This window comes from Acuticoccus mangrovi, assembly GCF_016411865.1.
GTDB lineage: Bacteria > Pseudomonadota > Alphaproteobacteria > Rhizobiales > Amorphaceae > Acuticoccus > Acuticoccus mangrovi.
In genome coordinates, this window is record NZ_JAEKJA010000002.1 from 57826 (window position 1) to 74066 (window position 16241).

15 protein-coding genes are annotated in these 16241 nt (G+C 69.8%); 10 read left to right on the forward strand and 5 right to left on the reverse strand.

What is annotated here, in order from left to right; genetic code table 11:
• The first annotated feature begins 27 nt into the window (after positions 1-27).
• The 10 genes from JCR33_RS03355 (at position 28) to mazG (ending at position 11311) form a co-directional block, all read left to right on the forward strand.
• A complete protein-coding gene (locus JCR33_RS03355) occupies positions 28-2088 on the forward strand; it encodes a peroxidase family protein (RefSeq protein ID WP_198880611.1) in 2061 nt (686 codons plus the stop codon).
• A gap of 51 nt (positions 2089-2139) precedes the next feature.
• The gene (locus JCR33_RS03360) at positions 2140-2871 is read left to right on the forward strand and encodes a sulfotransferase-like domain-containing protein (protein WP_211110046.1); all 732 of its coding nucleotides are present in this window, start codon (positions 2140-2142) and stop codon (positions 2869-2871) included.
• A 139-nt stretch (positions 2872-3010) separates the two neighbouring features.
• The gene (locus JCR33_RS03365) at positions 3011-4345 is read left to right on the forward strand and encodes an NAD(P)/FAD-dependent oxidoreductase (protein ID WP_198880612.1); all 1335 of its coding nucleotides are present in this window, start codon (positions 3011-3013) and stop codon (positions 4343-4345) included.
• Positions 4346-4518: 173 nt separating this feature from the next.
• The gene (locus JCR33_RS03370; RefSeq protein WP_198880613.1) at positions 4519-5496 is read left to right on the forward strand and encodes a septal ring lytic transglycosylase RlpA family protein; all 978 of its coding nucleotides are present in this window, start codon (positions 4519-4521) and stop codon (positions 5494-5496) included.
• A gap of 48 nt (positions 5497-5544) precedes the next feature.
• On the forward strand, positions 5545-6177 hold the full coding sequence (gene tmk, locus JCR33_RS03375) for a dTMP kinase (protein WP_198880614.1): 633 nt from the start codon (positions 5545-5547) through the stop codon (positions 6175-6177).
• A gap of 10 nt (positions 6178-6187) precedes the next feature.
• On the forward strand, positions 6188-7243 hold the full coding sequence (locus JCR33_RS03380) for a DNA polymerase III subunit delta' (RefSeq protein ID WP_198880615.1): 1056 nt from the start codon (positions 6188-6190) through the stop codon (positions 7241-7243).
• 64 nt (positions 7244-7307) lie between these two features.
• The gene (gene metG, locus JCR33_RS03385; RefSeq protein WP_198880616.1) at positions 7308-8846 is read left to right on the forward strand and encodes a methionine--tRNA ligase; all 1539 of its coding nucleotides are present in this window, start codon (positions 7308-7310) and stop codon (positions 8844-8846) included.
• On the forward strand, positions 8843-9637 hold the full coding sequence (locus tag JCR33_RS03390) for a TatD family hydrolase (protein ID WP_198880617.1): 795 nt from the start codon (positions 8843-8845) through the stop codon (positions 9635-9637). Before metG ends, JCR33_RS03390 begins: the two co-directional genes overlap by 4 nt.
• Positions 9634-10437, forward strand: a complete 804-nt coding sequence (locus JCR33_RS03395) for an MBL fold metallo-hydrolase (RefSeq protein ID WP_198880618.1) — start codon at positions 9634-9636, stop codon at positions 10435-10437. The genes JCR33_RS03390 and JCR33_RS03395 overlap by 4 nt, the downstream gene beginning before the upstream one ends.
• An 82-nt stretch (positions 10438-10519) precedes the next feature.
• Positions 10520-11311 carry a nucleoside triphosphate pyrophosphohydrolase gene (gene mazG, locus JCR33_RS03400; protein WP_198880619.1) on the forward strand — a complete coding sequence of 264 codons (792 nt, stop codon included), beginning with the start codon at positions 10520-10522 and terminating at the stop codon, positions 11309-11311.
• A gap of 15 nt (positions 11312-11326) precedes the next feature.
• Here mazG and hflX read toward each other — a convergent pair whose 3' ends face one another.
• The 5 genes from hflX to JCR33_RS03425 form a co-directional block, all read right to left on the reverse strand.
• The gene (gene hflX, locus JCR33_RS03405) at positions 11327-12685 is read right to left on the reverse strand and encodes a GTPase HflX (protein ID WP_408628748.1); all 1359 of its coding nucleotides are present in this window, start codon (positions 12683-12685) and stop codon (positions 11327-11329) included.
• A gap of 1 nt (position 12686) precedes the next feature.
• Positions 12687-12935: an RNA chaperone Hfq gene (gene hfq / locus JCR33_RS03410; protein ID WP_198880621.1), complete on the reverse strand. Its 249-nt coding sequence runs from the start codon at positions 12933-12935 to the stop codon at positions 12687-12689.
• 144 nt (positions 12936-13079) lie between these two features.
• On the reverse strand, positions 13080-13952 hold the full coding sequence (locus tag JCR33_RS03415) for a D-amino-acid transaminase (protein WP_198880622.1): 873 nt from the start codon (positions 13950-13952) through the stop codon (positions 13080-13082).
• A gap of 162 nt (positions 13953-14114) precedes the next feature.
• On the reverse strand, positions 14115-15491 hold the full coding sequence (gene trkA / locus JCR33_RS03420; RefSeq protein ID WP_198880623.1) for a Trk system potassium transporter TrkA: 1377 nt from the start codon (positions 15489-15491) through the stop codon (positions 14115-14117).
• The gene (locus JCR33_RS03425; RefSeq protein ID WP_198880624.1) at positions 15491-16201 is read right to left on the reverse strand and encodes an aspartate/glutamate racemase family protein; all 711 of its coding nucleotides are present in this window, start codon (positions 16199-16201) and stop codon (positions 15491-15493) included. Before JCR33_RS03425 ends, trkA begins: the two co-directional genes overlap by 1 nt.
• Between the last annotated feature and the right edge of the window lie 40 nt (positions 16202-16241).

A 16241-nucleotide genomic window follows, 5' to 3' on the forward strand; every position in this document is an offset into this window, starting at 1 on the left:
ATATTATTTCCAGGGAGATCGATTTTCATGCGGCGGGTCCTACTGAGTGGCGTGGCGCTATTGGCGCTGACGGCGACGGCGAGCGCGCAGGGCTCCCACGCCAACCCCCAATATCCGAGTCCGGAGGCGTTTCAGCGCGCCGGGGAGGGGGCGAACATCGGCGGCTTCGGCCGCCTCTTTCCCGTGCGGGCGCCCGATACGCCCGGCGGCCTCCTGCCGCACCCGAGCCCGCGCTACGACCTGCAGCGGCTCGGCGAGCGCATGACCGTTGAGGAGACGGGAGAAGCGCCCTCCAACATGCCGGCGGGCTACGTCTTCCTCGGCCAGTTCATCGACCACGACATCACCTTCGACACGGTGACGGGCTTCGACAAGATCGCCGCCACCGGCGACATCGAGAACGCCCGCACCGCCGATCTCGACCTCGACTGCGTCTACGGCGGCGGGCCGGAGCGCACCCCCTATCTCTATGACGGCCCCTATCTGCGCGTCGGCGCGATCACCGTGCAGGCCGGCGATCCCGCCCGCGAGCGCCACGACGTGCTGCGCGCGAGCCCGCCCGGCAAGCCCACCGCCGTCATCGGCGATCCGCGCAACGACGAGAACTTCATCGTCTCCCAGGTGCAGCAGGCCTTCATCGCCTACCACAACCGCATGGTCGACCGCGTTCTGGAAGGGGAGGCGGAAGCGGCGCGTGAGGTCGTGCGGCGCTATCAGGCCGCGGGTGGCGGCGTCGGCCGCGAGGCGCACGTCGGCGCGCGCGCGGCCGGGGAGGGGGCGAGCCTCTCCCAGATCGTCGCCGCGGCACGGGCGCGCGGCGGCGCCGAGGCAGCGGGCCCGGGCGGCACCATCGACCGCGCCTTCGTGCTGCAGATCGCCGAGGAGTCGGGGCGCGTCGGAGAAATCCTGGAACTCGCCCGCGAGCTCACCATCCACCACTATCACCGCGTGATCGCGGAGGACTTCATCCCCCGCATCATCGGCATCGCCCGCACCCGCGACATCCTGGAGAACGGGCGGGACTTCTATTTTCCGAACGGCTTCCGCACCGCCGACGGCACGGTGACCGAGCCGTTCATCCCGCTGGAGTTCGCCGCGGCGGCCTACCGCTTCGGCCACTCCCAGGTGCCGGGGCTGATGCGCCTGCGCGGCGGCCGCTCCGATGCGGTGCTCGCCGAGCTCTTCAGCGCCGACAAGGCGGGTCAGTCGCCCAACTTCCTGAAGCCCGACGGCTTCACCCCCACCCGCCTCGACATCGGCTCGCTGGCGATCGACTGGAACCTCTTCATCCCGATCCACGGCAATCCGGGGCTGGTGCAGCGGGCGCGGCGGCTCGACACGACGCTCGCCGATCCGCTCGCCCATCTCCATCGCGTGGGGGTGGTGGGGCCGGGCGGGCTCGGCAATCTCGCGAGCCGCAACCTCACCCGCGGCCTCACCTACCAGCTGCCGAGCGGCCAGGCGCTCGCGGCGGTGATCCTGCAGCGCCTCGCCGAGCGCGGCGTGCTCGACAAGGTCTATCCGTCCGACGGCGCGGACGGCGTCGAGGACTACATCCTGCCCGCCGACGCGGTGACGCGGGAGACCCTCGCCCTCGGCGTGACGCCGCTCTGGTACTACATCCTGCAGGAGGCGAACGCGTTCGGCGCGTCCTACGACGCCAACGTTCCGGGCGCCGAAAGCCTCGCCCAGGATCCGGGTGCGGCGATGGCGCTGCCGGCGGCGGTATCGCTGTCGCGCAGCGCGCAGGAGGCGCGGGTGCGCCACACAACGGGCGCGACGCTCGGTCCCGTCGGCGGCACGCTCGTCGGCGAGGTGCTGCTCGGCCTCGTGGAATATCACCGCAGCGAAAGCGGCAAGGGCGTCGACCTCAATACCCCGCTCGCCTATGCGACGCTCGGCCTCGAACCGATCGCGGAAGGGGACCTGCCGGCGATGACCGAGACGGAGGTCGACGACGTCGGCGGCGTCGCCTTCGGCCGGCGCTATCTCTTCCGCAACTTCCTGCACGATGCGGGCGTGTCCGGCACGCCGCTTGCTCGCGACGTGTGCGTCGGCGCGGCATTGCGTGTTGACGAGGGCTGCTGATCACGCAAGGTGCCGGTGGATGATCGGACCTGCGAGGCGAGAGGACGGGGGATGGCGGACGATACGGTGCGGATTGCGATGTGGTCGGGGCCGCGCAACCTTTCGACCGCGATGATGCGCTCGTTCGGCGCCCGCGCCGACACCGCGGTGTGGGACGAGCCCTTCTACGCCGCCTACCTCTTCGCCACCGGCCTCGATCATCCGATGCGCTCCGACATCATCGCCAACTACGATACCGACCCCGAAGTCATCGCCGCGCGATGCCTGGGCCCGGTGCCGGGCGGCAAGCCGGTATTTTATCAGAAGCACATGACCCACCACATGGTGGACGGCTTCGATCTCGGCTGGACCGCGGGTGTCACCAACGTCTTCCTCATTCGCGAGCCGCATCTGGTGGCGGCGAGCTACGAGGCGAAGCGGGAGGAGGCGACGCTCGACGATCTCGGCGTGCGGCGCCAGCGCGAGCTGTTCGAGCGCGAGGCCGACCGCCTCGGTCACGCGCCGCCGGTGGTGGACGCGACGCGCATCGCCAACGCCCCGGAGGCGACGCTGACGGCTCTCTGCGGCGCCATCGGCATCCCTTTTGATTCCTCGATGCTCGCCTGGCCCGCCGGGTCGCGGCCGGAAGACGGGGTATGGGCGGCCCACTGGTACGCCTCGGTGGAGAACTCCACCGGCTTCGCGCCCGCCCGCGTCGCCGAGCCGCTGCTCACCGACCACGCCCGCGCCCTCGCCGAGCGCGCCGCCCCCTACTACGACGCCTTGGCCGCCCACGCCCTCTGACGATGCCGCGACCGCGAGCGCGACCTCTCTCAGGCAGCCGACCGCCGACCGGACCGCTCCGCCCGCAACGCAAGGGGATCAGCGTGCCCTTCGCCCACCGATCGAACACCACCGCCGCCGCCAGCCGCCGCGATCGGCCATGATGAACCGCGTTCTCGGCAGGCCGCCGCGGCCGGACAAGGCGCTCGCGGGCGTTCATTGGGCCGCCCAATCGCGCGAGCCCCACGTGCCGCGGCCGACGCTCGACGACGATCTCGACGTCGACATCGCCGTGGTGGGCGGCGGCTTCAGCGGCCTCTCGATCGCCCGCGCCGCCGCCGCGACGGGCGCGCGCGTCGCCGTGTTCGAGGCCGGCCGCATCGGCAACGGCGCATCGGGACGCAACGCCGGCTTCGCGGTGCCGCACTTTGCCGGAGCGATCCGGGTGTCGGACGTCGTGCGCTGGCTCGGCAAGAAGAAGGGCGAGGCGCTCGCCACCCTCGTCACCGAGGGGCCGTCGCGGGTGATGGAGACCGTGCGCCGCTATCAGATCGCGTGCGACGCGGAACAGAACGGCTGGATCCAGCCCGCCCATTCGAACGATTCGCTCGCGAAGATCCGCGCCGCCTACGAGGATTGGCGCGCCTTCGGAGCGCCGGTGGACTGGCTCGACGGGGAGGGCATCCGCGCCGCCATCGGCTCCACCACCTATGTCGGCGGCTGGCAGCGGGCGAATGGGGCGACGGTGAACCCCACGGCGCTGGTGCGCGGCATCGCGCGCGCCGCGGCCAACGAGGGCGTGCTGCTCTTCGAGGAGAGCCCGGCGAGCCACGTCGCCCAGGAGGAGGGCGGCCGGCCGATCCTCACCGTCAACGGCCACCGGGTCCGCGCCCGCCGCCTGGCGCTCGCCACCAACGGCTACACCGAGCCGCTCGTCGGCAAGGAGGCGAGGGCGCTCGTGCCGATCCAGCTCTTCCACACGATGACGGAGCCGCTGTCCGAAGAGATGCGCGGCTGGCTCCTGCCGGGGCGGGCCTGCTTCACCGATATCCGCAAGTCCGGCGGGTTCGGCCGCTACGATCGGGACGGGCGGCTCCTGTCGGGCGGCCTCGTCTTCGCCCCGAGCGCCACGCGCCGGACCGGCGAGCGGCACGCCTATCGCCGGATGCGCGACATTTTCCCCAACATCGGCCATCCCCCGCTCGTCGCCTACTGGACCGGATGGTGCGCCGCCACCGACAACCACATCCCACGAATTCAGCGGCTTGGACCCAACATCTTCTCACTCGCCGGATACGCGACGCGCGGCGTCTGCCTGTCGCAGATGACGGGTGCGGCACTTGGCGCGGTCATGGGGGAGGGGGCCGCCCTCGACGACCTGCCTCTCGAGGTGCATGAGGGGCCCGCCGTGATCCCTTGGCATCGGCTGAAGGCGGCCGGCGCGCAGCTCATCTTCCCCTGGCTTTCGGCCATGGACCGCATGGGTTTCAGCTGAGTCGCGCCGACTGTTGCAATTATGTCGATCTCTTAAGTTTCTGTTGAGAGACTTTGGACAACACGGTGGGCAGTCGGTTTTCCTCAGACTAGTGTTCCGGCTGCGAAAGTGTAGTGAGTCGTCGCCCAGACGGAGGTGTCCGCGTCGTGTCCAGCGTCCAATGTCGGTGGCTATTGCCCTTTGCCCTTCTGATGGGCGCGGTGAGCCTTGCGGGCTGCAACGGCACGATCGCCTCGCTCGAGCCGGCGCTCTCCACCACCACCGCGTCCAATGACGACGACGGCGGCGATGGCGAGGGCCGTAAGATGATCGGCAAGCCCTACAAGGTGGGCGGCCGCTGGTTCCACCCGCAGGAAGACAAGGACTACGACGAGGTCGGCATGGCCTCCTGGTATGGTGCGGATTTCCATGGCAAGCGCACTGCCAACGGCGAGCGCTTCAACCAGAATGCCTTGAGCGCGGCCCATCCCACGCTGCCACTTCCCTCCTATGTGCGCGTCACCGCGGTGAAGAGCGGCAAGTCCGTCGTCGTGCGCGTCAACGATCGCGGGCCGTTCCACAAGGGCCGCATCATCGACGTGTCGCGCGCCGCGGCCGACGAGCTCGGCATTCGCCGGGCGGGCCGGGCCAAGGTCCGCGTCGAATATCTCGGCGAGGCGGAGATCGGCGGGGGCGACAAGGAAACCCACATGGCCGCGCTCAAGTACGGCACCACGTCGAAGAAGTCGAAGTCGAAGTCGGGGAGCGGTGGCCTGTTCGGCTTCGGCAAGCGCGAGGAGAAGGACGAGAAGCCCGTCGAGGTGCGGCTCGCCGCCGCGGCGCCGACGCCGTCTCCGGCGGGCTCGCCGCTGCCGGGCGTCAACGTGCCGATCGTGCACCGTCCGGAGCCCGTCACCGCCGTCGCCTTCCAGGAGACCGAGGAGGCCAAGAGCGGCGCCATCGACGCGGTGATCGCCATGAACGCCGACGGCGAGGAAGAGATGCCGATGGTGGAATCGAAGAAGCCGGTGGCGATCAAGCCGTTGCCGGCGACCGCCTTGGAGCATAGCGAGGAGCGCGTGATGGGGGCGCACGATCTCTTCGCCGCCATTGACACTACCACCGGCGGCGCGGGCGAGTTGCACGGGTCGACGTCCGCGCAGCCGCAATAGTCCGGCGGTCCCGTACCGCGGAGGCGAAGCGGGCCGGGCGGAATAGCGATGCGCGGCGCATTCATCACATTCGAGGGCGGGGAAGGGGCCGGCAAGTCCACCCAGGCCGAGCGGCTCGCCGACCGCCTGCGCGAAGCGGGCCATGCGGTGACCCTCACCCGAGAGCCGGGCGGCTCCCCGTGGGCGGAGCGGCTGCGCGAGGCGCTCCTCAGCGACCGCGGCCGCGGCCTCGACGCCACCCAGCAAGCGATCCTGTTCGCCGCCGCCCGGGCGGACCACGTTGAGACCGTCATCGCCCCGGCGCTGCGGGCGGGTCAGGTGGTGATCTGCGACCGCTTCTCCGATTCCACCGAGGCCTATCAGGGAAGCCTCGGCGCCCCTCAGCGATTGCTGGCGCTGCTGCGCATCGTGGCGGTAGGATCCTTGATGCCCGATCTCACGCTCATATTGGATGTGCCGCCCGACGTCGGGCGGGCGCGGGCGGAGCAGCGTACCGCTCTCGACGCCTTCGAGCGCGACGAGGAGGCCGTGCAGACGAAGCGCCGGGACGCGTTCCTCGCAATCGCGGCGCGCGAGCCGGAGCGGTGCGCCGTGATCGACGCATCCGGCTCGCCGGACGACGTCGCCCAGCGCATCGACGCCGCCGTCGCCGAGCGGCTCGGCGTGCTGGACGGATCGTGAGGCGGCGCTGATGGCCCGCGCGCCGAGAGCGGCGGCGGACGAGGGCGTTCCCGCCGAGCCCGACCTTCTCGACAACGCGCCGCCGCCGCGCGAGGCGACCGCGCTGTTCGGCCATCGCGAGGCGGCCGCGCGCCTCGCGAGCGCCTTCGCCGATGCGCCGCCCCAGGCGATCCTTCTCGAGGGCCCGCGGGGGATCGGCAAGGCGACCTTCGCCTTCCGCCTCGCCAAAGCGCTTCTGGGGCAGCTGCCGGGCAGCGCCCTGCCCCCGGACTTTGCGAGCGAGCCCGACGGACGGGCCGCGCGGCAGGTCAGCGCCGGCACCCATCCGGGCGTTCTCCACCTGACCCGGCCGTGGGACGAGAGGGCGAAGCGCTTCAAAGGGGAGCTCACGGTCGATGTCGTGCGTCGCATCGTGCCCTTTCTCGGCTCTACGGCGGCCGACGGCGGGTGGAGAGTGGTCATCGTCGATGCTATGGACGACGCCAACCTCAACGCCGCCAACGCGCTCCTGAAGAGCTTGGAGGAGCCACCGCGGCGTACGCTCTTCATTCTGGTGTCGCACGTGGCGGGGAGGGTGCTCGCCACCATCCGCTCGCGCTGCCGGGTGATCCGGCTGCGGCCGCTCGGCCACGACGACATGGTGGCGGCGCTCAACCATCTCGGCGTCGACCCGGCGCTCGCCGAAGCCGGGGAGGGGGCGCCGCGCCGCGCCCTGATGCTGGCGGAGGCGGGGGCCGACATGGTGCGCACCGCGCGCCGCCTCCTCCGCCCCTCCGAAATGCGCGACGTGCGCCATCACCACACCCTCGCCGAACTCGCCGCGCAGCGCCGCGACGACCAGTTTGCCACCGTCCTCGACCTGGTGCTCGAGGCGATGGCGGCGCGGGTGCGCGAAGGCGCCGACCGCCTGCCGCTTCCAGCTCTCAACGCCTACGCCGAGGCCTATCTGGCGGCGACCTCGGAGCGGCGGCGCATCGAAGTGTTCAACCTCGATCGCAAGGAGATGGTGCTCGCGCTTTGCGCCCGTCTCGCCGAGGCCGACCGCGCTGCACAACGCGTCGGCTGATCCTGCTTGACGGCGACACCGCCGCGGCTTGACAAGGGCTACCCCTGAGGCAGATCAGTCAGCCATGAGCCGCCGCTTCACCATATCCACCGCGATCTCCTATCCCAACGGCGCCCCGCACATCGGGCACGCCTACGAGCTGATCGCCGCCGATGCCATCGCGCGCTTCAAGCGTCTCGACGGCTACGATGTCCATTTCTCGACGGGTACCGACGAGCACGGCCAGAAGATGGTCGAGACGGCGGCCAAGGAAGGCATCACGCCGGCCGAGCTCGCCGACCGCAACACGCCGCTCTTCAGGAAGATGGCCGAGGTCCTGAACACCTCGCACGACGACTTCATCACCACCCGCGAGCCGCGCCACATCGAGGCGAGTCAGGCGATCTGGCGGGCGATGGCGGCGGCGGGCGACATCTATCTCGGCCAATATGGCGGCTGGTACTCGGTGCGCGACGAGGCCTTCTTCACCGAGAGCGAATTGACGCTCGGCGAGGACGGCGTGCGCCGCGCGCCGAGCGGTGCGCCGGTCCAGTGGATGGAGGAGCCGAGCTACTTCTTCCGCCTGTCCGCCTTCGAGGAGCGCCTTCTGGCGCTCTACGAGGCGCATCCGGAATTCGTCGGTCCGCCGACGCGGCGCAACGAGGTCGTCGCCTTCGTCAAAGGCGGGCTCCGGGACCTGTCGATCTCACGCACGACGCTCACCTGGGGCGTGCCGGTGCCGGACGATCCCGAGCACGTGATGTACGTGTGGGTCGACGCTCTCACCAACTATCTCACCAGCGTCGGCTATCCCGACGACATGGAGCGCGTCGGCCGCTTCTGGCCGGCCGACCTCCACGTCATCGGCAAGGACATCGTGCGCTTCCACACGATCTACTGGCCCGCCTTCCTGATGAGCGCCGGGATCGCGGTGCCGCGCCGCGTGTTCGGCCACGGCTTCCTGTTCAACGCCGGCGAGAAGATGTCGAAGTCGGTCGGCAACGTGCTCGACCCGTTCGATCTCGTGAGCGCGTTCGGCGCCGACCCCTTGCGTCACTACATGCTGCGCGAGGTGCCGTTCGGGCAGGACGGCAACTACTCGGTCGAGGGCTTCATCAACCGCGTCAACGCCGATCTCGCCAACGATATCGGCAACCTCGCCCAGCGCTCGCTGTCGATGATCGCCAAGCACTGCGGCGGCGTGATGCCGGCGACGGGCCCGCGCACGGAGGCGGACGACGCGCTGATGGCGCGCGTCACGGCGCTGCCCGACATCTGCCGCGCGGCGATCGACGAGCAGGCCCTCCACACCGCGCTCGGCAGCGTGTTCGAGGCGGTGTCGGAGGCGAACCGCTACTTCGCGGGCGAGGCGCCGTGGGTGCTGCGCAAGAGCGATCCGGAGCGCATGGCCGTGGTCCTCGGCGTGACGGCGGAGGCGCTGCGCTGGTTCGCCATCCTCCTGCAGCCCTACGTGCCGCAGACGGCGAGCGACCTGCTCGACCTCCTCGCCGTGCCGCAGGAGGCCCGCGCGTTCGCCGATCTCGCGACGCCCGTCGCCGCCGGGACGCCGCTGCCGGCGCCCCGTCCCATCGTGCCGAAGCTGGAGGAGCCGGCCGCATCATGAGGCTCGTCGACAGTCACTGCCACCTCGACTTCCCCGACTTCGAAGGGGAGCTCGAGGCGGTGCTTCAGCGCGCGCGCGAGCGCGGCGTGGAGCGCTTCGTCACAATTTCCACCCGCGTGCGTCGGTTCGCGCAGCTGCGCGCCATCATCGACCGCTTCGACGACGTCTACGCCTCCATCGGCACCCACTGCCTCCACGCCCACGAGGAGCCGGACGTGACGGTGGAGGAGATCGTGGAGATCGCCGCCCTGCCGAAGGTGGTGGCGATCGGCGAAGCCGGCCTCGACTATCACTACACCTACGAGACGCGCGACGAGCAGGAGCGCGGCTTCCGGCGGCACATCGAGGCGGCGCGGCGCACCGGCCTGCCGCTGGTGATCCACGCCCGCGAGGCCGACGACGACGTCGCGGCGATCCTCGAAGAGGAGATGCGGGCGGGGGAGTTCAAGGCGGTGCTCCACTGCTTCACCGCCGGCCCGGACCTTGCCCGCCGCGGGCTCGACCTCGGCCTGACGGTGTCCTTCTCCGGCATCGCGACGTTCAAGAACGCCGAGGCGATCCGCGACGTCGCCCGCATCGTTCCGCTCGACCGCATGCTGGTGGAGACCGACGCTCCCTATCTCGCGCCGCAGCCCCATCGCGGCAAACGCAACGAGCCGGCGTTCGTGGCCGATACGGCGACGGGCCTCGCCAAGGCGCTCGGCATGGAGCCGGAGGCGCTGGCGGAGGCGACGACGCAGAATTTCTACCGCCTGTTCTCCAAGGTGAAGGCTCCGGCGCACGCGGAATGAGCGTCACCCATCGTTTCACCATTTTGGGCTGCGGCTCTTCCGGCGGCGTCCCGCGCACGGGCGGCGACTGGGGCGCGTGCGACCCCGAGAACCCCAAGAACCGCCGCCGCCGGTGCTCCATGCTCGTCGAGCAGATCGGCCCGGACGGCACCACCACGGTGCTGATCGATACCGGCCCCGATATGCGCGAGCAGCTCCTGTCGGCGAACGTCGGCCACCTCGACGGCGTGGTCTACACCCATCCCCACGCCGATCACCTCCATGGGATCGACGACCTGCGCGGCCTCGCGCTCGCCGAGCGCCGCCGCATCGACGTCTATATGGACGAGCCGACGGCGGAGCGGGCCCACGCCGCCTTCGGCTACTGCTTCGCGGCGCTGGCGGAGGGCTATCCGCCCATCCTCGATCATCATCTGATCTATGCCGGCACCCCGGTGGTGATCGACGGCGCGGGCGGACCCTTGTCGCTGACGCCGTTCGAGCAGTTCCACGGCCACATCATGTCGCTCGGCTTCCGCATCGGCGACCTCGCATACTCCAGCGACCTCAACGATCTGCCGGAGGCGTCCATCCCGCTGGTGGAGGACCTCGCGGTATGGATCATCGACGCGCTGCGCTACCGCTCGCACATCAGCCACCTGACGGTGGAGGAAGCCGTCGGCTGGCTGCAGCGCATGGGCGCGCGCTCGGGCGTTCTCACGAACCTCCACCAGGACCTCGACTACGAGAGCCTCAAGGCGGAGCTGCCCCCGAACGTGGTGCCCGCCTACGACATGATGACATTGGAGCTCGTTCCATAATCCATCTTATGCGACTGACGGGTCGAGCGGCGAACCGCTGACCCGACACGCGCCCGAACCCACCCGCGCCGAGGAGCCTGCCATGACGACCCCTATCGACCGTCTGCGCGAGATCATGGCGCAACTGCGCAACCCCGACGGCGGCTGCGCCTGGGACATCGCCCAGTCCTTCGAGACCATCGCGCCCTACACCATCGAGGAAGCCTACGAGGTGGCCGACGCCATCGAGCGCGGCAACCTCGACGATCTGCGCGACGAGCTCGGCGACCTGCTCCTCCAGGTGGTGTTCCACGCCCAGATGGCGGCCGAGGACGGGACCTTCGACTTCGACGACGTGGCGACGGCGATCTGCGAGAAGCTGGTGCGCCGCCATCCCCACGTGTTCTCCGACGGTGCGGCCCGCACGCCCGCCGAGATCAAGCTCGTCTGGGACGAGATCAAGGCCGAGGAGCGCGCCAAGAAGCCCGACGGGATAATCGACGACGTGCCGGCCAACCTGCCGTCGCTGGTGCGGGCGGAGAAGCTTCAGTCGCGGATGGCCCGCGTCGGCTTCGACTGGCCCGACACCGACGGCGTGCTCGACAAGGTGAGCGAGGAGCTGGGCGAGCTGACGGAGGCCGTCCGCGCCGGCGAAATGACGGCCGCGGAGGCGGAGTTCGGCGATCTCCTCTTCACCCTCGTCAACCACGCCCGCCACCTCGGCCTCGACGCCGACGCCGCGCTGAGGGGCACGAACGCCCGCTTCGCCACCCGCGTCCGCCACATGGAACAGGCGGTGAAGGCCGACGGCGGCCGGATGGACGAGCTCGACGCCGACGCCTGGGAGCGCGCCTGGCAGCGGGCGAAGACCGCCGAGCAGGAAGAGACCGCCTGACGCCGCCGAGGTGGCTCAGGGCTGATAGGGGCCGGACTGCGGCTCGGGCTTCGGCAGCGGATCGCCGAGGCGATGGCGTGTGTCGGCCACCTGCGCTTCGGGAATGCGGATGGTGAGGTGCACGCTCTCGCCCTCGTCGCGGCGCGACAGCACCTCGGTGTTGCGGTAGAGCCAGGCGATCAGCGCGCCGTCGCTCGAGGCGACGGTGACCTCGCGCACCTCCGCGCCCGTCGCAAGCCGGGCCTCGATGGCGGCGAGCAGCGCGTCGACACCCTCCCCGGTCTCCGCCGAGATCAGCACCGCGCCCTGCGCGGCAGCCGCGGCCTGCCGCTCCGCCCGCGTCTCGTCCGACAGCTTGTCGGCCTTGTTCCACACCTCCAGCACCTGCTGTTGGCCGGGCTCCACGCCGATCGCGGAGAGCGTCGCGACCACGTCGGCGGCCTGCGCGTCGGTCTCCTCGTGGGAGATGTCGCGCACGTGGATCACGAGATCGGCGAGCGTCACCTCCTCGAGCGTCGCCCGGAAGGCGGCGATGAGGCCGGTCGGAAGATGGGAGATGAAGCCGACGGTGTCGGACAGGAGCGCGGTGCGGCCGTGCGGCAGGTCGAGCTTGCGCAAGGTGGGATCGAGCGTCGCGAACAACAGATCGCGACTTTCCACGTGCGCGCCCGCGAGACGATTGAAAAGCGTCGACTTGCCGGCGTTGGTGTAGCCGACCAGCGCCACCACGGGCTGATTGTTGCGCTGGCGCTGCTTGCGGTGCAGCGCGCGGGTGCGGCGCACGAGCTCCAGCGCCTTCTCGACGCGGCCGATGCGTTCGGCGATTTGCCGCCGGTCGGCCTCGATCTGCGTCTCGCCGGGACCGCCGAGGAAGCCGAAGCCGCCGCGCTGGCGCTCGAGGTGGGTCCAGGACCGCACCAGCCGGCTGCGCTGATAGGTGAGATGGGCGAGCTCCACCTGAAGCGTGCCCTCCGCCGTCTGCGCCCGCTCGCCGAAGATCTCCAGAATGAGCGCCGTGCGGTCGAGCACCTTGGCGCCCCAGGCGCGCTCCAGATTGCGCTGCTGCACCGGCGTCAGCGCGTGATCGACCACCACCAGCTCCGCGTCGAGCGCCTTTACGGCCGCGGTGATCTCGTCGAGAAGGCCGGTGGAGAACAGCGTCGCGGGGCGTGGTGTGCGCACGGCGACGACCCGCGCTTCGACGACGTCGAGCGCGATGGCGTCGGCGAGCCCGACAGCCTCGGCGAGCCGGCCTTCCGGCTCCCGCCGGTCCTCCTCCTCGCCGCGAACGACCGGCAGGAGGACGACGGCACGCGTCTTCGGCGCCGCGGTGGGCTTGCTGCCGAGCCGCGCACGCTCTTCGTCTGCCCCCACGCTAGCGCGAGGCTCCGTCCTCGTTCGGATCGAACAGCTGAATGGGCTGGTTCGGCATGATCGTCGAGATCGCATGCTTGTAGACGAGCTGCGAGTGACCGTCGCGACGCAGCAGGACGCAGAAGTTGTCGAACCAGGTGAGCACCCCCTGGAGCTTGACGCCGTTCACGAGAAAGATCGTCAGCGGCGTCTTCGACTTCCGCACGTGATTGAGGAACGTGTCCTGTAGGTTTTGAGCTTTTTCAGCCATTTTCTTTTTCCAGCATGCAATAGTTCATCAAGGGGAGCCACGCGGTAGCCGACACACACGTCAAAGTGGCACCAGTGTCGCGGTTCCCGTATCGAGCCTAAGCGGGCACCGACGGAGCGCAAGCAAGTTCCCGGCCGACACCGATCAATAGTGTCGGAGGGGGACGAGCTCCACGTCGTCGTGAAAGTGCGCCCGCAACGCCGACGCCACCGAACCGGGGACGCCGTTCCCCAGCACCGTCTCGTCGATCTGCACCACCGGCGTGACGATGGCGGTGGCGGCGGTGATGAAGGCTTCGCGGGCGTGCTTGGCCTCGTCGACCGTGAACGCGCGCTCCTCCACCTTGATCCCGTGTGCGGCGGCGTAGTCCATGATGGCGGCGCGGGTGATGCCGCGCAGGATGCCGCGCTCGGCCGGCCGGGTGACGAGCGTGCCGTCCTCGGTGACGATCCAGGCGTTCGACGAGGCGCCTTCGGTGACGTAGCCGTCCTTGTCGAACATCCATGCCTCGGCGGCGCCGTTCGAGCGGGCGAACTGCTTGGCGAGCACCTGCGGCAGCAGCGCCACCGATTTGATGTCCACCCGCTCCCAGCGGATGTCGGGGGTGGTGACGACGCGAACCCCCTCCTCCGTGATCTTCTCGGCCGCCGCCCGCGAGGCGGAGCGGGAGGTGACGACCAATGTCGACGGCACGCTCGGCGTCGGGAAGCCGAAGTCGCGCTTGGAGACGCCGCGTGTCACCTGCATGTAGACGAGGCCGTTGACCACGCGGTTGCGGGAGACCACCTCGCGCAGGATCGCGACGAGCGCGGCCCGTGTGACCGGCCAGTCGATGGACAGCTCCGACAGCGAGCGTCCGAGCCGATCGAGATGGCGCGTCACGTCGACGATGTTGCCCGCGAACACCTCGCACACCTCGTAGACGCCGTCGGCGAACTGGAAGCCTCGATCCTCGACGTGCACCTTCGCTGTGCGATGGGGCACGTAGCGTCCGTTCACGTAGGCGATACGACTCATTCTTGTCCTCGTCTCTTTCTTGGCGGCTCGCCGGCCTCGGCCGCTGGTACGCTACGCAAGTATATTGCCAGTTGGGATGAAAAGCCGCCCTTTTCTGCTGCAGTGCAGCATTGCACTGCAGGCGTGGCCGGGGCTTTGCCCTCCGCGGATATCGGAGCCGGCTCAGAAGAATTCCAGGCTCACCCGGAACATTTGCTCCACCTGGTGCACCTTGCTCGCGAGGGCGAACATGATCACGCGATCGCGTGCGGCGATTTGGGTATCGCCGTTGATTTCCACCGCCTTACCGCGGCGGTAGATGGCGCCGACGCGTACCCCTTCGGGCAATTCCAGGTCGCGCAGCGGACGCCCGACGAGAAGCGAGGTCTCGAGTGCCTCCGCTTCGATCACCTCCGCCGATCCGTTTTGCAGCGAGTGCACGCTTTCGATGCGCCCGCGTCGTACGTGGCGCAGCACGCGGCTGATGGTGACGGCGCGGGGGTTCACGTAGGCATCGATGCCCAGCGCGTTCGCGAGCGCGGGATAGGACACGTTGTTGATCAGCGACAGGTTGCGCACGCAGCCGAGCGTCTTCGCCATCACGCAGGCGATGATGTTGGCCTGATCGTCGTTGGTGAGGGCGACCATCGTGTCGGCGTCCTCGACGTCCGCCTCGCGCAGGATGTTCTGGTCGAGCGCCGAGCCGTTGAGGATCACGGCGCGATGGAGCTGGTCGGCGATCTGGAGCGCGCGGGGGCGCGAGGCCTCGACGATCTTCACTTTGGTCTGCGGCTCGCGCTTTTCGAGCTGCTGGGCTACGTAGAAGCCGATATTGCCGCCGCCGGCGATCACCACGCGGCTCGCCTGGGGCTCTTCGTGGCCGAAGATGACGAGGGTGCGGCGCACCTGCTCGCGCGGGGCGACGACGTAGACGAGGTCGCCGACCCGCAACACGTCCTCCGAGCGCGGCACGATGAGGTTGCCGTGGCGGAAGACCCCCACCACCACGGCGCCGAGATTGGGGAAGAGCTCGGTGAGCTGGCGCAGCGGCGTGTCGACCACCGGGCAGTCCTCCCGGCACATGATGCCGACGACGACGATGGCGTCGTCGGCGAAGCGCACGGTCTCGACCGCGCCCGGCAGGGCGAGGCGACGCATCACCATCTCGCCCACCTCGATCTCCGGCGAGATCACCACGTCGATGGGCATCTGCTCGCGGGCGAAGAGGCTCTGGTAGACCGGCGCGAGGTAGGACTGGGCGCGCACCCGGGCGATCTTGGTGGGCACCTGGAAGATCGTGTGGGCCACCTGGCTCGCCACCATGTTGACCTCGTCGGCCTGGGTGACGGCGATCAGGAGGTCGGCGTCCTCCGCCCCGGCGGCGCCGAGCACGTCGGGGTGGGAGCCGTGGCCGACCACGCCGCGCACGTCGAGCTGGTCACGCACGTTGGCGATGAGGGCGGGCGACACGTCGATGACGGAGACGTCGTGCCCCTCGCTCGACAGGCGCTCGGCGATGCCGAACCCCACCTGCCCCGCTCCGCAAATGACGACGCGCATCAGGACGCTCCCGAAAGGGCCTCGGCCGCGGCCAATCGGAAGGCGGCTTCGGCATGGATGCGGGTGGAATCGAAGACCGGCACGCCGACATCGTCCTGACCGAGCAGGAGACCCACCTCGGTGCAGCCGAAAATGACGCTGTCGGCGCCCCTTTCCACCGCATGGTCGATGATGTCCACATAGTCGGCGCGGGCGGCGCTGGTGATCACCCCGCGGCAGAGCTCATCGTAGATCACGTCGTGGACGCGGGCGCGGCCGGCCTCGTCGGGCAGGCGCACGTCGAGCCCGAGATCGGTCATTCGGCCGCGGTAGAAGGCGCCCTCCATCGTGTACTTGGTGCCGAGGAGGACCGGGTGGAGCGAGCCGTCGGCGCGGATCGCCTCGGCGGTGGCGTCGGCGATGTGGACGAGCGGCACGCCGGCCGCCGCCTCCACGTGCCCGGCCATCCGGTGCATGGTGTTGGAGGCGATCACCATCACCTCGGCGCCCGCTTGCGCGAGCCGCTGGCCGGCGTCGGCCATCCGCTCGGCGGCGCCGGTCCAGTCGCCCTCGGCCTGCAGCGCCTCGATCTCGGCAAAGTCGAACGACCACAGCACGATCGGGGCGGAATGGAGACCGCCGAAGGTGTCGCGGGCGAGGAGGTTGAGGTGCTGGTAGTAGGGAACCGTCGATTCCCAGCTCAATCCGCCGATGAGGCCGATGGTCTTCACGCGCCGAGCCCGTGGGAGGCGGAGCGCGGTCGATCCCCCT